Genomic DNA, 14,216 nt, shown 5'->3' on the forward strand with positions numbered 1-14,216 from the left:
CGGCCGGGCCGGGGTGGGTGGCCCACCGGCCGCCCACCCCGGCCGTGCGGTCAGCCGGTGACGGCGGCGCAGGCGATGCCGGTGACCTCGTCGGCGCCGGCCTCGGCGGTCGCCGACGGGTCGGCCGAGAGGGCGCTGACGATGAGGGTCGTGCCGTCCTCGTCGAGCAGCTCGGCCAGCTCGATGTCCACGGCCGAGCTGAGCTCACCGACCCCGTCCTCGGTGACCACGAGTTCGGGCAGGTCCGTGTCGGGCAGCGGGTCGCCGAGCCCGGTCCAGGTGCCGATGTCGGTCGGGTCGGCGGAGGTGGCAGGCGCCTCGCAGGAGGCCGTGCCGTACAGCTCGAGCGGGTGGTCGCCCGGCGGCAGGCCGTTGGCCCGCACGGCGACCTCGGCCCCGGTCCCGGTGTCGGTGAAGGTCACGTTGCCCACCCGGGTGCCCTCCGGGTCGAGCAGGTCGGCGGTCTCCTCGACCGGCACCTCCGGCTGCTCGGTGATCTCGGGCTCGTCCGCGGTGAAGTTGCCGCCCGCGCCGGTCGGGTTGTCCCCGCAGGCGGCGAGCGCGAGCAGGAGGGCGGCGGCGGGCAGGACGGCGGAACGCTTCACGTGGGTGCTCCTCGGCGGGTGATGTCCGGTCCGCCGTGGGGTGCCCGGGTGGCCGCCCGGCGACACGTCGACCGCCGGGTGTCACCAACACGTCATCCCCGCAGGCCGCGAGGGCGCGGTCAGGGGATGCGGTTCTCCGGCAGGGTGGCCGGCCCGCGGCTGGGCGGAGGGCGGCGCCCGGACGCGGAGTGCCGCTGCACCTGCGCCGGGGTGATCCGCGGCAGCTCGCTGGTGAGCCAGCGCACCGGCCGCCGCTGCGCGGGCCGCCGGGCGGCGAGGAAGTCCAGCGCGATCGCCGCCGTCCAGGACTGGTCCCGGCTGCCGAGGGTCTCCCCGGTCACCGGCTGGTAGTACTCGGCGAAGTCGCAGTCGATCAGCTGCGAGAGCCCGGCCAGCCGCAGCTGGTTGGCCGCCTCCGGCTCGCCCGACCGGTTCAGCGCCCAGGCCATCAGCCAGTTCAGCACCGGCCACTGCGGACCGCGCCAGTAGGTCTGCTCCCGGAACCCCGGCGAGGCGGGGGAGACCGAGGGGACGACGGGCCAGCGCAGCCGCGAGTGCCCGCACCACCGCGGGCCGAGCAGCAGGTCGCGCTGCCGGCGGGTGAGGGCCTCGTCGCCGCCGCACAGCAGCGGGGCGAACCCGGCGGCGCTCTCCACGTCCAGCCACCGGCCGGTGCGCAGGTCCAGGTCGCGGGCCAGGCCGGTCTCGGGGTTCACCGAGCGCAGCACGCCGGTGCGGAACCGGCGCGCGATGGCCCGGGACTGCTCGACGCCCCCGGCGGTGCCCCCGCCGATGCCCAGCTCCTCGCCCATGTCGGCGAGCAGGTCGCTGGCCGCGGCCAGCAGCGCGGAGACCAGCACGTCGCCCACCACGAAGTCGCCGCTGGCCCGGTAGGCGGCGTCGTCGTAGCGAGCCCGGACCTTCTGCTCCAGCAGCCACAGGTAGCGGGCGTACTCGGCGTCGGTGGGCCGTTGCGAGGGGTCGGCGACGTGGGCCAGGTCGGCGCGGACGAACGGGGGCATGTCCGGTTGCGGGTGCACGTTGGCGTAGGGCTCGTCCCAGCGCGGAGAGTCGTCCATCCCCGACTCCCAGCCGTGGTGGATCTCCACCAGGCCGTAGGAGTACGGGTCGCGGGCGGTCGCCAGGTAGGAGTGCCAGGCCAGCCACTGGTCGAAGGTCTCCCGCACGAACTCCTCGGCCAGCTCCTGGTCGGCGCCGCCCTTGCGGCGGGCGTCGTGCAGGATCCGGGACAGCGCGATGACGTGGATCGGCGGCTGGCAGATGCCCGACGTGGCCACCCCGGCCGGGCGGGCCGCGGCCACCTGGGTGCGCCACCGCTCCGGGCCGGGGAAGTAGTCGCTGGGGGAGTGGAACAGGATGTGCGGGATCATCCCGGTCGCCCACTGCCCGGACAGCAGGCTGCGCAGCTCGGCCAGTGCGCGGGGCACCGACACGGTCGCGATGCCGAGCGCGACGAAGCCGGCGTCCCAGCTCCACATGTGCGGGTAGAGCGTGGGCGAGGCGACGGTGAACGCGCCCCGGTCGTTGGCCCGCAGGACGTAGCCGGCACGGCCGGACATCAGCCCGATCTCCACCGCACTCGGTTGGGACACGGTCATCTGCAGGTCCGTTCCTCTCGCCGGTCGTCGGCATCCTCACCCGGGACCCGGGGGTGACGGGTGCGAGTTCACCAGAACGTCACGCACCGGGGGTCGACCCGCTCCCGAGTGTCACCCCCGTACGGCCGGCTCGCTCTCCCGGGTGCGCGCCCCACCCCACCACGGGGCCTGGGCGAGCAGGTACAGCACCACCCCGACGGCCAGCATCAGCCCGGCCCGCAGCCAGGTGGTGGCCTCCTGCTGCCACAGCAGCAGCAGGCAGGAGCCGATGGCGAGCACCGGCAGCACCACGGGCGCGGTGAAGTGCTCCTCGGCCACCCGGTCGCGGCGCAGCACGAGCACCGCGACGTTGGTGCTGAGGAAAACCAGCAGGAGCAGCAGGACGACGATGTTGGCCAGCGCGCCGAGGTCGCCGATCAGGGTGAGCGCCATGGCCACCGCGGTGGTCACCGCGATCGCCACCCACGGCGTCCGCCGGCCCGGCAGCACCCGGCCCAGCACCGGCGGCAGCAGCCGCTGCTCGGCCAGGCCGAACACCATCCGGCTGGCCATGATCATCGTCAGCAGCGCGCCGTTGGCCACGGCGACCAGCGCGATGGCGCTGAAGAGCTGGTCGGGGACGCCGATCCCGGTCGCCTGCACCACCGCCAGCAGCGGGCCGGAGGAGGCGGCCAGCTCGTCGGCGGGCAGCACGATCGAGGCCGCCAGCCCGACGAGCACGTAGACCACGCCGGCGGTCAGCAGCGCACCGAACAGCGCCCGCGGGTAGACCCGGCGCACGTCGCGCACCTCCTCGGCGACGTTGGCCGAGGTCTCGAAGCCGACGAAGGAGTAGTAGGCCAGGATCGCCGCGGCCAGCACCGCCGAGCCCGCCGAGACGCCCTCCGGGAACTCGACCACCCGGCCGGGGTCGCCGTCGCCGCGGCCGAACACGATCGCCCCGAGCACGACGACCAGCACCAGACCGGACACCTCGACCACGGTCATCGCCACGTTGGCCCGCACCGACTCCTGGATGCCCCGGGCGTTCAGCAGCGCGACCAGCAGGAGGAAGACGAGGGCAGCGGGCACGGCCGGGACGTCGAGGAACACGCCGAGGTAGTCGCCGGCGAAGGCCAGCGACAGGCCCGCGGCGCTGGTGACGCCCGCGGCGAGCATGCAGTAGCCGACCAGGAACGACACCACCGGACGGCGGAAGGCACGCTCGGCGAAGACCGCCGAGCCACCGGCCCGCGGGTACTTGGTGACCAGCTCGGCGTAGGAGGCCGCGGTGAGCATCGCCAGCCCGAGGGCGACCAGCAGCGGCACCCACAGCGCCCCGCCGACCTCACCGGCGATCTCCCCGACCAGCGCGTAGATGCCCGCGCCCAGCACGTCGCCCAGGATGAACAGGTAGAGCAGCTTGCCGCTCACCGCCCGGCGCAGTGCGGTGTCCTCGCCCGCGGGGGCGCTGGTCTGCTGTTCGTGCTGGTCCACCGGCCGAGTCTCAGGTGGGGTCCCCGGGGCGGCAACCGCAGCGGCGTACGTGCCCCTCCCGGGTGACCCGCTCAACCGATCACCTCCCGCTGCCGATCATCGCTGGGCAGGGTGAGCACGACGGCCACGCGTCCACGGACGGGCGTGGTGGCCGCCGAGGACAGGGAGGGGCGGACGTGGTGGCAGGAGCCGGCGACGTCGTCGGGGGAGGATCGGCGCAGGTGCCGGACGGCGGGTGGGCCGCCGCGCTCGACGCCGTCCTCGCCGACCCTGCCCAGCCGCGGCTGGTGTTCCAGCCGATCGTCGACCTGCGCCGCGGGGTGGTGGCCGGGTACGAGGCGCTGTCGCGGTTCGACGGGCCCCCCGGGTGCGGCCCGGACCGGTGGTTCGCCATGGCCGACACGCTGGGCCTGGGCGCCCGGCTGGAGGCCCGCGTGGTCGCCGCCGCGCTGGTCGCCCGCGCCGAGCTGCCCCAGCACCGCTTCCTCAGCGTCAACGTCAGCCCGCACCTGCTCACCGAGCCCGAGCTGGCCGGCGTCCTGCTGGCCGCCGACGACCTCACCGGTCTCGTGCTCGAGCTCACCGAACACGTGGCCGTGGAGGACGCCGGGCCGCTGATCGCCCTGCTCGACCGGCTGCGCAGCGTCGGGGCGGCCGTCGCCCTGGACGACGCGGGCTCGGGCTACTCCGGGCTGCAGCAGCTGGCCCGGCTGCGCCCGGACTTCGTGAAGCTGGACCGCGCGCTGGTCGACCACGCCGACCGGGACGAGGCGAAGCTGGCCCTGGCCGAGCTGCTGGGCACCTACGCCGGCCGGCTGGACGCCTGGCTGCTGGTGGAGGGCATCGAGCGGGTGGAGGAGCTGGAGGCCTTCGTCCGGCTCGGCGTCCCGCTGGCCCAGGGGTACCTGCTGGCCGAGCCCGGGCCGGGCTGGCCCGCCCTGCGCCCCGGGGTCTCCGCGCAGCTGCAGGCGATGGCCGCCCGCAGCGCCGCCGCCGACCAGGTGGCCGCCCTGGTCGAGGTCGCACCCACGGTGCGCTCCGGCGACCCGGCCGGCGACCCCGCGGCGCTGACCGCGGCCGCCCGCCTGCTCGCCGCCGACCCGGGCCTGGACCTGGTGGTCGCGGTGGACGACCTGGGCTGCCCGGTGTACCTGGTGCGCCCCGGCCAGCGCGACACCGAGGCCGGCACCGACGTGCAGCTGGTGCCGGTGAGCCTGCGGGTGCGGCCCGCCGCGCAGCTGGTCGAGGTGATCACCCGGGCGATGACCCGGGTCGCGGCCCGCCGGTTCGACCCGGTGCTGTGCGTCGACGAGACCGGCCGGCTGCTCGGTCTCGTCCGTCCCGAGCGGATGACCCTCCGCCTGGCCGAGCTCTACAGCGGCGCGGGCACCGAGCTCGTGACCTCCCACGCCACCCCCGGTCCGGCTCCCGCCGAGCCGGCACTCACCCCAGGAGCGCCCCGATGAAGCAGTTCGACTGTGCCGACCTCGTCCCTGGCTGCGTCGGCAGTTTCCGCGCCGCCACCGCCGACGAGATCATCGCCCTCGGCCGGGTGCACGCCGCGATCCACCACGACCTGCACGGCGAGGACTACACCCCCGAGATCGAGGCGGCCGTCCGGTCGCTGATCCGGGACGTCACCCCGGTGGCCGCGGCGTGAAGCAGTTCGACTGCGCCGACGTCGTCCCCGGGTGCGGAGCGGGCTTCCGCGCCCCGACCGTCGCCGAGCTGCTCGCGCACGGCCGGCTGCACGCCGCGCACGCGCACGGCAAGGCCGAGCCGGACATGCCCGCGGTGGACGTCGCGGTGTCCGCGGCCATCCGGGACGCCTGAGCGCGCTCCCGCCCGGTCGACCGGCCGGCTCAGCCGTGGTCGACGGAGGAGCGGTGCGCCTTGACGACGACGAGCACGTCCTCGCTCTGCAGCGTGCCGATGAGCGGGTCGTCGAAGCGCAGCGTGCGCCCGCCGCGGGCCACGGAGAGCACCACGTCGCGCAGCTGACGCGGCCCCAGCCCCACCTCCGACGGGGTGACCGTGCGCTGCTGCAGGTCCAGGCCCCGCCCGCTGGTCAGCAGGTCCTCCACGACGGCCACGACGCCGGGCTGGTCGGTGGACAGGCCCAGCAGCCGCCCGGACGTCGCCGAGGAGGTGATCACCGAGTCGGCGCCGGACTGGCGGAGCAGGCTGGCGTTCTCCTCCTCGCGCACGCTGGCGGTGATCGGCACCGTCGGGTTGAGCTGGCGCACGGTGAGGGTGATCAGCACCGAGGCGTCGTCCCGGTCGGCGGCGACGATCACGGCCCGGGCCTTCTCCACCGAGGTGCGGCGGAGGACGTCGGTGCGCCCTGCGTCGCCGAGCACGCCGGTGAAGCCGGCCGAGGTGGCCTCCTCGATGGCCCGCGGGTCGGGGTCGACGACGAGGATGTGCTCGGCGTCGGTACCGGTGCTGAGCAGGGCGCGGATCGCGCTGCGGCCCTTGGTGCCGTAGCCGCACACGACGACGTGCTGGCGCACGCGAGACCTCCAGCGTCGGATCCGGAACTCCTCCCGGGAGCGCGCGGTCAGCGCCTCCAGGGTCGTCCCGATGAGGATGAGCAGGAAGGTGACCCGCAGGGGCGTGATCACCAGGATGTTGACCAGTCGCGCCCCCGGTTCCACCGGCACGATGTCGCCGTAGCCGGTGGTGGAGAGGGTGACGGTGGCGTAGTACGTGGCGTCCAGCAGGCTGATCTCACCGCCACCGTTGGCGTCCCGGTAGCCGTCCCGGTCGAGGTAGACGATCAGCACGGTGGCGATGAGCACCACGGCGGCGATCACGACCCGCCGCCAGACCTGGCGGGCGGGGGACTCCTCGGTGTGCGGCAGGTGGACGCCGCTGTGGTCGTCGTTCATCGGCCCGGCCGGTCTCCCGTCACCGGCGGGACGATAGCCGCCCGACCGCGGCGGGGCGGGGCCGACCGGCCGCTCATCCGCCCTCGGGGGGTGTGGCCAGGGTGCGCAGCACCCGGTCGAGCAGCGCGTGCAGGGTGGCGCCCTCCTCGGCGGTCAGCCCGATCGCCTCCGGCCGGCCGAGCTCGGCCAGCACCGGGCCGGCCGCCTCCAGGGCCTGCCGGCCGGCGGCGGTGAGCCGGACGTCGACGCGCTGGCCGCGGCGGGCGCCGGCCGGCCGGTCGACCCAGCCGGCGTCGGCGAGGCCGTGCAGCAGGGCGGACATGCTCTGCGGGGTCATCGCCAGCCGGCGGGCCAGCTCGGCGGAGGTGAGGGCCGGCTCCCGGGCCAGGTGCACCAGGACGAAGAAGGTGTGCGGGCGCAGCCCCACGGTGGCCAGCCGGCGGGCGAAGGCGGCGTTCATCTCCGCGCCGGCCCGGGCCAGGGCGTAGGCGGTGATCCCGGTCGGGCCCGCGGCCAGCCAGCCGGGCAGCGGCGGTTCCTGCCCGCCTCCGTCCGTTGGGTGCTCCACGGAGGGACACCGTAGGGTGCCGGAGAAGCATCAGTCTCCTGATGCCCGCGCTGGAGGGGGACGGACGTGGGGCGGCTGACCGACTGGGTGCTCGCGCACCGCCGGCTGGTGGTGCTGGGCTGGCTGGCGGTCGCCGTCGTGGGTGGCGTGCTGGCGCCTACCACCATCGACCGGCTGGGCTTCGACTTCTCCACCCCCGGCCAGCCCGCCTACGAGGCGAACCAGGCGATCGTCGAGGCAGTCGGTACGGGCGGGGGCGTCGACCCGCTGGTGGTCACCGTCGCGCTGCCCGAGGGTGCCACCGTCGCGGAGGCCCGGCCCGAGCTCACCGCCGCCTTCGAGCGGCTGCGCCAGCCGGGCTGGCGGGTTGCCACACCGTTCGACGACACCCCCGGCGCCGACGTGCTGGCCGCCGACGGCACCGCGGTCGCGCTGGTCTGGCCACCGGCCGTCGAGGGCCCCGCGCCCTACGCCGCCGCGTTGCCCCAGCTGGAGGGGGCGCTGCAGGGGGTGACCGTGGCCGGGGCCGAGCCGGTGGTGACCGGCACCCCGGTGCTCGCCGAGGGTGGCGGCGACGAGCGGCCGATCATCGTGGAGATCGCCCTCGGGGCCGGCGGGGCGATCGTCGTCCTGGCGCTGGTGTTCGGCTCGCTGCTCGCGCTGGTGCCGCTGCTGGTCGCCGCCGTCGCGATCACCACCACGTTCCTGCTCGTGCTCGCGCTGACCACGGTCACCGACGTCAGCTTCATCGTGCAGTACCTGGTCGGGCTGATCGGGCTGGGCGTGGCCATCGACTACTCGCTGCTGGTGGTGATGCGCTGGCGCGAGGAGCGCGCCGCCGGCGCCGATGACCTGACCGCGGTGCGCACCGCGATGACCACCGCCGGCCGTGCCGTGGTGTTCAGCGGGGTCACCGTGGCGATCTCGCTGCTGTCGCTGGTGGTGCTGCCGCTGCCGTTCCTGCGCACGGTCGGGTTCGGCGGGCTGTTCATCCCGCTGGTCAGCGTGCTCGTCGCCCTCACCCTGCTGCCGGTGCTGCTGGCCTCGGCCGGGCGACGCCTCGAGTGGCCCCGCCGCCGTCCGCGCGGTGCGGAGAGCCGCACCTGGCACCGGATCGGGACGACGGTGGTGCGGCACCGCTGGATCTCCGCACTGCTGGCGACCGGGGTGCTCCTGCTGCTCGCCTCGCCGGTGCTGGGCATCCGGCTGGGCAGTCCCGAGGTGTCGGCGACCGCCACCGGCTCGTCCCCGGCGGCGACCGCGTTCCAGCGGCTCACCGCGGACGGCCTGCCCGCTGGGCTGGCCCGCCCGGTCGAGGTGCTCACCGACGACCGGGCCGCCGCCGTCGAGCAGCTCGCGGCGGTCGAGGGGGTGGCCGGGGTGCTGGCGCCCGCGGGTGAGGCGTGGCAGGGCGGCGGCGCCGGGGTGGTGGACGTCGTCCTGGCCGAGGACCCGTCGTCCACCGCCGGGCGGGAGGCGCTCACCGCGGTGCGCGAGGCCGCCGACGGGCTGGACGGCGCCCGGGTCGGCGGCACGGCTGCCGGCGACGCGGACTCGGTGCAGGCGATCTACGGCAACGCGTGGTGGGTGCTGCCGCTGGTCGTCGTCATCACCTTCGCGCTGCTCGCCCCGGCCCTGCGGTCGATCTGGCTGCCGGTGAAGGCGCTGCTGCTCAACGTGGTCTCCATCGCTGCCGCCTACGGGATGACCGTGTGGATCTGGCAGGAGGGGCACCTGACCGACCTGCTGTTCGGCGCCACCGCCACCGGCACGCTCACCTTCTGGGTGCCGGTGGCCGCCTTCTCGTTCCTGTTCGGGCTGTCGATGGACTACGAGGTGTTCATCCTGTCCCGCATCCGGGAGGGCAGGGACGCCGGCATGACCACCGACGAGGCGACCGTGCACGGCGTCGGGTACACCGGCCGGCTGGTCACCTCCGCGGCGCTGATCCTCTTCCTCGCCTTCGTGGCGCTCTCCACCGTGCCGGTGGTCGACGTGAAGATCTTCGCCACCACGCTGGCGCTGGGCATCCTGCTGGACGCCACCGTCGTGCGCGGGGTGCTCACCCCGGCGCTGGTCGCGCTGTTCGGTGACGTCAACTGGTGGTGGCCGCGCCGGCTCGTTCGCGGGCGCTCAACTCCCGCTTGAGCACCTTGCCGGCCGGCGACACCGGCAGGGCGTCGACGAAGACGACGTCCCGCAGCCGCTGGTACGGGGCGACCTGCTGGTTGACCCCGGCCATGACGGTCTCGGCGGTCAGCGCGGCGCCGGCGTCGTCGGCCCGGCGCACCACGTAGGCCACCGGCAGCTCGCCGGCCTCCGGGTCGGGCCGGCCGACCACCGCCGCAGCCGCCACCCCGGCGGTGCCGAACAGCAGCTCCTCCAGCTCGCGGGGGAACACGTTGTAGCCCTTGTAGAGCAGCATGTCCTTGGTGCGGTCGACGATCGCCAGGTAGCCGTCGGCGTCGAGCACCCCGATGTCCCCGGTGGAGAACCAGCCGTCGGGGTCGATGGCCTCCGCGGTGGCGTCCGGCCGTCCGGCGTAGCCGCGCATCACCTGCGGCCCGCGGATGCAGACCTCGCCGCGCTCGCCGGCCGGCAGCGGGTCACCCCCGCCGAGTGGCCGGATGGACACCTCCGTGTCCGGCAGCGGGACGCCCACCGTGCCCGGCTTGCGCAGCCCGGAGGTGTGCGGCGGGTTGCCGGTGGCCTGCATGGTCACCTCGGTCAGCCCGTAGCCCTCGGCGATCACCGCGCCGGGCGCCAGCGCCCGCATCCGCTCGATCAGCGGCACCGGCAGCGGGGCGGCACCGCTGGCGAAGCCGCGCACGCTGGACAGGTCGGCCTCGGCGATGCCGGGCACCTGCAGCAGCGCGACGAAGACCGGCGGGGCGCCGCCGATGCTGGTCACCCGGTACCGGACGGCGTCGGCCAGGTAGTGCGCCGGGTCGAACCGGTCGTGCACGACCACGGTCGCGCCGGCCATCACCTGGCCGTTGAGGTAGCCGATCACGCCCATGGCGTGGAACCACGGGGTCAGGTTGATCAGCGTGGCGGTGCCCAGCCGGGTGGGGTGCTCGGCGGCGCTGCCCACCTGGTCGAGGGTGACATCGCCGTCGTCGTCGAGCACCGGCACCGAGCCGGAGCTGAAGCACGCCGCCTGCAGCACGTTGGTGACCACCGCCCGGTGCGGCAGCTCGACGCCCTTGCTCACCCCGGTGGTGCCGCCGGTGTAGGCGAGGTGGGCCAGGTCCTGCGCCGGGTCCACGTCGGCGTCCCGGTGTGCGTCGGCGGGGTCGGCGGCCAGCAGGTCGGCGAGCGAGACGGCGCCGGGCAGGTCGGTCAGGTCGACCGGGGCGGCCGGGTCGGAGACCTGCTGCGGACCGGTGACCACCACGGTCTGCACACCCGTGGCCGGCAGCGCCACCCGGACGGCGGGCAGCACCGGCTCCCAGGTGACCAGCGCGCGGGCGCCGGCGTCGGCGAGCTGGTGCGCCAGCGCGGCCGGGGGCAGCAGCGGGTTGGTGGGGGAGAAGGTCGCCCCGGTCAGCAGCACGCCGTAGTAGACGGCCGGGTACTGCAGGCAGTTGGGCAGGTGCACGGCGACCACGTCGCCCCGGCCGATGCCACGCGCGGCGAGCCCGCCGGCGACCGCGTGCGCCCGGCGGCCCAGCTCGGTGAAGGAGAGCTCCACGTCGTGGTGCACGAAGGCGGTGCGGTCCCCCCAGCGGCGCACCGCCGCGCGCAGCACCGACCCGACCCGCACGTCCGGGTAGCTCAGCGAGCGCGGCAGCGCCGGCGGCCAGCTCGACGGCCGGGTGGTGCTGGGGGTCTGCGTCGCGGTCATCGTCGTCCTCCCCGTCGGCGTCGTTGCCGAGCCCCCAGCGTGGCCTACGTCACCCCCTGCGTCGAGTGACCGGGCGTGCGTCAGGATGGCCGGATGAGCCCCCAGCGCACGGCCCTGGTCCTCGGCGGCGGCGGCATCACCGGCATCGCCTGGGAGATCGGGCTCATCGCCGGTCTGGCCGAGGCCGGCATCGACCTGACCAGCGCCGACCTCGTCGTCGGCACCTCGGCCGGGTCGGTGGTCGGCGCCCAGCTGCGCAGCGGCACGGACGTCGAGCAGCTCTACGCCCGGCAGCTCGAGCCCGCCGGGGCCGAGCGCGTCGCCCGGCTGGGCCGCAGCACGCTGGCCCGCTACGGGCTGGCGATGCTGCTCGCCCGCCGGGACGACGCCGCCTTCCGCCGCCGCATCGGCGAGCTGGCCCGCCGCGCGGCCGACAGCGGCAAGACCCCTCCCGAGGACGAGCGCCGGGCCGCCATCGCCTCCCGGCTGCCCGACGCGCAGTGGTCTCCCCGGCCGCTGAAGATCACCGCCGTGGACGCCGAGAGCGGGGAGTTCACCACCTTCACCCGGTCCTCCGGCGTCGACCTGGTGGCCGCGGTGGGCGCCAGCTGCGCCGTCCCCGGGGTCTACCCGCCGGTGACCATCGACGGGCACCGGTACATGGACGGCGGCATGCGCTCCCCGGCCAACGCAGACCTGGCCGCCGACGCCGACCGGATCGTGGTCATCGCCCCGCTGCCCCGCGGGATGGGGCCGATGACCAGCGTCGACGCCCAGGTCACCGGGCTGGTCAGCCGGGTCGCCGTCGTCTCACCGGACCAGGCGAGCCAGCGCGCGATCGGCAAGAACGTGCTCGACCCGGCCGCCCGCGAGCCCTCCGCCCGGGCCGGGCGGGCACAGGCGGCGAGCGTGGCCGCCCGGGTCGCCGAGGTCTGGCAGGGCTGAGCCGCTGGGCTCTGCGCCGTCCGGGCGCGCAGGGCACCGCACCACTCGACGGAGAGGGGACCTGCGATGACCGCACCCGTGCTGACCGAGGTGGCCGACGGGGTGGGGGTGCTCACCCTCAACCGCCCCGAGGCGAAGAACGCCGTCGACCTGGCGACGACGCAGGCGCTGGCCGCCGCCGTGGACTCCCTCGATGCCCGGGACGACGTGGCCGTGCTGGTGCTCACCGGCGCCGGGGGCACCTTCTGCGCCGGGATGGACCTCAAGGCCTTCTCCCGCGGTGAGCGCCCGCGGATCGAGGGCCGCGGGTTCGCCGGCCTCACCGAGGCGCCGCCGGTCAAGCCGCTGATCGCCGCGGTGGAGGGCTGGGCGCTGGCCGGGGGCTGCGAGCTCGCGCTGACCGCCGACCTGGTGGTGGCCGCCCGCGACGCCCGGTTCGGCCTCCCCGAGGTCAAGCGCGGGCTGTTCGCCGCCGGCGGCGGGGTGCTGCGGCTGGCCAAGGCGCTGCCCTACCAGCGGGCGATGGAGATGGCGCTGACCGGCGACCCGCTCACCGCCGAGGAGGCGCACCGGTTCGGCCTGGTCAACACCCTCACCGAGCCCGGCGGCGCGCTGGCCGGGGCGCGCGAGCTGGCCGCCCGGATCGCGGTCAACGGACCGCTCGGGGTGCGGGCCAGCAAGCAGCTGATCGCCGGCTCCGTCGGCTGGACCGACCGGGCCGCACTGGCCGCCCAGCAGGAACTGGCCGACCGGGTCTTCGGCTCGGCCGACGCCCAGGAGGGCGCCCGCGCCTTCGCCGAGAAGCGCCCCCCGGTCTGGCGCGGCGAGTGACAGCTCAGCGGGCTCTCTCCGCGTCGGGAGCCCGCTGAGCTGTCACTCGGTGGCCGTCCCGCGCGGCCGGCGCGACGCGCCGGGGACCGCCGTCGGCTTCACCCGTTGTTCGCCGGGCCTTGCCTGTGCGCCGGCTGAGGCCGCAGTGTGCTGGGTGGGCGGGCCGTCGGCGAGGGTCGCCGTCCGAGCCCGGAGGGGAACCGATGAGCCGTACGTCCCGGCTGTCCGCTGCTGCGCTGACCGCCCTGCTCGCCGTCCTGCTGTCGCTGGTCCTCGCCCCGACGTCCTCGGCGACGCCGCCGCGCGGCGGCGGGGGGCACGACGGCGCCGACGCCGAGGACCTGCTGGTCATCGGCCACCGCGGGGCCTCCGGCTACCGCCCGGAGCACACCCTGGCCTCCTACGAGCTGGCGGCCCGGATGGGCGCCGACTACGTCGAGTGCGACGTGGTCAGCACCGCCGACCACGTGCTGGTCTGCCGGCACGAGAACGAGATCTCCGGTACCACCGACGTCGCCGACCACCCCGAGTTCGCCGACCGGCGCACGACGAAGACCGTGGACGGCGTCGAGCTGACCGGCTGGTTCACCGAGGACTTCACCCTCGCCGAGCTGAAGACGCTGCGGGCGGTCGAGCGGCTGCCGGAGCTGCGCGAGGAGAACACCCTCTACGACGGGCTGTTCGCCGTCCCGACCCTGGACGAGTTCCTGGAGCTGCGCACCGACCTCAGCCGGGAGCTGCGCCGCGACGTGGGGGCCTACATCGAGACCAAGCACCCCACCTACTTCGACGGTGTCGGGCTCTCGCTGGAGGAGCCGCTGCTGGCCGACCTGCGCGAGGCGCGGCTGGACCGGCGCAACTCGCCGGTGTTCCTGCAGTCCTTCGAGACGGCGAACCTGCGCGAGCTGGACGCCGCCCGGGTGCGGGTGCCGCTGGTTCAGCTGCTGTCGGCCAGCGGTGCCCCGGCCGACCTGGTCGCCGCCGGTGACCCGCGCACCTACGCCGACCTCTCCACCGCGGCCGGCCTGGCCGGGATCGCCGAGTACGCCGACGGGGTGGGCCCGGAGAAGGCGCAGGTCATCCCGCTCGCGGCCGACGGCACGCTGGGCGAGCCGACGTCCTTCGTGGCCGACGCCCACGCGGTCGACCTGCTGGTGCACCCGTACACGTTCCGCAACGAGAACGCCTTCCTGCCCGCCGACCTAGACGAGGGCACCGACCCGGCGGCCTACGGGCGGGCGATCGAGGAGCAGCTGGCCTTCTGGGCGGCCGGCGTGGACGGCATCTTCACCGACAACCCCGACACCGGCGTCCTCACCCGCGACCTCTTCCTGGACCCGGCCCTGGCCCCCGCCGCCTGACACCGGACGGGGGTGGGACGCCGTCCCGCCCCCGTCCCGTACCGCGAGTGGCAGCTCAGCGGGGTCTCGCGCT

13 protein-coding genes are annotated in these 14,216 nt (G+C 75.4%); 7 read left to right on the forward strand and 6 right to left on the reverse strand.

All coding sequences use genetic code 11. The features are described 5' to 3' along the window. Positions 1-50: 50 nt before the first annotated feature. The 3 genes from Q1A09_RS10195 to Q1A09_RS10205 all read right to left on the reverse strand — a co-directional run bounded on the left by Q1A09_RS10195 (position 51) and on the right by Q1A09_RS10205 (position 3,700). Positions 51-605, reverse strand: coding sequence for a superoxide dismutase family protein (locus Q1A09_RS10195; RefSeq protein ID WP_299954290.1), 555 nt, complete (start codon positions 603-605; stop codon positions 51-53). A 119-nt stretch (positions 606-724) separates the two neighbouring features. Beyond that, positions 725-2,224: an MGH1-like glycoside hydrolase domain-containing protein gene (locus tag Q1A09_RS10200; RefSeq protein ID WP_299954292.1), complete on the reverse strand. Its 1,500-nt coding sequence runs from the start codon at positions 2,222-2,224 to the stop codon at positions 725-727. Between the two features lie 111 nt (positions 2,225-2,335). Then, entirely contained in the window at positions 2,336-3,700 is a 1,365-nt protein-coding gene (locus Q1A09_RS10205) for an APC family permease (protein WP_299954294.1), read from the reverse strand. Between the two features lie 176 nt (positions 3,701-3,876). Between Q1A09_RS10205 and Q1A09_RS10210 the strand changes: the two genes are divergently transcribed. From Q1A09_RS10210 to Q1A09_RS10220, 3 genes are read left to right on the forward strand one after another with little or no spacing between them, the layout of a single operon-like run. Continuing rightward, positions 3,877-5,166 (forward strand): EAL domain-containing protein, encoded by a 1,290-nt coding sequence (locus Q1A09_RS10210; RefSeq protein WP_299954296.1) that lies wholly within the window; start codon positions 3,877-3,879, stop codon positions 5,164-5,166. Then, positions 5,163-5,360, forward strand: a complete 198-nt coding sequence (locus Q1A09_RS10215; RefSeq protein ID WP_299954299.1) for a DUF1059 domain-containing protein — start codon at positions 5,163-5,165, stop codon at positions 5,358-5,360. Before Q1A09_RS10210 ends, Q1A09_RS10215 begins: the two co-directional genes overlap by 4 nt. After that, on the forward strand, positions 5,357-5,533 hold the full coding sequence (locus tag Q1A09_RS10220) for a DUF1059 domain-containing protein (RefSeq protein WP_299954301.1): 177 nt from the start codon (positions 5,357-5,359) through the stop codon (positions 5,531-5,533). The genes Q1A09_RS10215 and Q1A09_RS10220 overlap by 4 nt, the downstream gene beginning before the upstream one ends. A 29-nt stretch (positions 5,534-5,562) precedes the next feature. Here the strand turns inward: Q1A09_RS10220 and Q1A09_RS10225 are convergent, their stop codons facing one another. Together Q1A09_RS10225 and Q1A09_RS10230 are read right to left on the reverse strand one after the other, a co-directional pair. Continuing rightward, positions 5,563-6,591, reverse strand: a complete 1,029-nt coding sequence (locus Q1A09_RS10225; RefSeq protein WP_299954304.1) for a TrkA family potassium uptake protein — start codon at positions 6,589-6,591, stop codon at positions 5,563-5,565. Positions 6,592-6,664: 73 nt separating this feature from the next. Then, entirely contained in the window at positions 6,665-7,159 is a 495-nt protein-coding gene (locus Q1A09_RS10230) for a MarR family winged helix-turn-helix transcriptional regulator (protein WP_299954307.1), read from the reverse strand. A gap of 66 nt (positions 7,160-7,225) precedes the next feature. Between Q1A09_RS10230 and Q1A09_RS10235 the strand changes: the two genes are divergently transcribed. Continuing rightward, entirely contained in the window at positions 7,226-9,307 is a 2,082-nt protein-coding gene (locus tag Q1A09_RS10235; RefSeq protein ID WP_299954310.1) for an MMPL family transporter, read from the forward strand. Here the strand turns inward: Q1A09_RS10235 and Q1A09_RS10240 are convergent. Continuing rightward, on the reverse strand, positions 9,255-11,006 hold the full coding sequence (locus Q1A09_RS10240; RefSeq protein ID WP_299954312.1) for a class I adenylate-forming enzyme family protein: 1,752 nt from the start codon (positions 11,004-11,006) through the stop codon (positions 9,255-9,257). The genes Q1A09_RS10235 and Q1A09_RS10240 overlap by 53 nt on opposite strands. A 93-nt stretch (positions 11,007-11,099) precedes the next feature. Between Q1A09_RS10240 and Q1A09_RS10245 the strand changes: the two genes are divergently transcribed. The 3 genes from Q1A09_RS10245 (at position 11,100) to Q1A09_RS10255 (ending at position 14,143) form a co-directional block, all read left to right on the forward strand. Then, a complete protein-coding gene (locus tag Q1A09_RS10245; protein ID WP_299954314.1) occupies positions 11,100-11,951 on the forward strand; it encodes a patatin-like phospholipase family protein in 852 nt (283 codons plus the stop codon). 66 nt (positions 11,952-12,017) lie between these two features. After that, entirely contained in the window at positions 12,018-12,782 is a 765-nt protein-coding gene (locus Q1A09_RS10250) for a crotonase/enoyl-CoA hydratase family protein (RefSeq protein ID WP_299954317.1), read from the forward strand. 203 nt (positions 12,783-12,985) lie between these two features. Continuing rightward, positions 12,986-14,143, forward strand: coding sequence for a glycerophosphodiester phosphodiesterase (locus Q1A09_RS10255; RefSeq protein ID WP_299954319.1), 1,158 nt, complete (start codon positions 12,986-12,988; stop codon positions 14,141-14,143). Positions 14,144-14,216 lie beyond the last annotated feature (73 nt).

The sequence above is a fragment of the uncultured Modestobacter sp. genome (genome assembly GCF_947486615.1).
In the GTDB taxonomy this organism is placed as follows: domain Bacteria; phylum Actinomycetota; class Actinomycetes; order Mycobacteriales; family Geodermatophilaceae; genus Modestobacter.

Coding starts and splice junctions, on each gene's coding strand:
- Q1A09_RS10255 (WP_299954319.1), top strand. CDS start 12,986: ATGAGCCGTACGTCCCGGCTGTCCGCTGCTGCGCTGACCGCCCTGCTC.
- Q1A09_RS10215 (WP_299954299.1), top strand. CDS start 5,163: ATGAAGCAGTTCGACTGTGCCGACCTCGTCCCTGGCTGCGTCGGCAGT.
- Q1A09_RS10225 (WP_299954304.1), bottom strand. CDS start 6,591: ATGAACGACGACCACAGCGGCGTCCACCTGCCGCACACCGAGGAGTCC.
- Q1A09_RS10250 (WP_299954317.1), top strand. CDS start 12,018: ATGACCGCACCCGTGCTGACCGAGGTGGCCGACGGGGTGGGGGTGCTC.
- Q1A09_RS10245 (WP_299954314.1), top strand. CDS start 11,100: ATGAGCCCCCAGCGCACGGCCCTGGTCCTCGGCGGCGGCGGCATCACC.
- Q1A09_RS10200 (WP_299954292.1), bottom strand. CDS start 2,224: ATGACCGTGTCCCAACCGAGTGCGGTGGAGATCGGGCTGATGTCCGGC.
- Q1A09_RS10240 (WP_299954312.1), bottom strand. CDS start 11,006: ATGACCGCGACGCAGACCCCCAGCACCACCCGGCCGTCGAGCTGGCCG.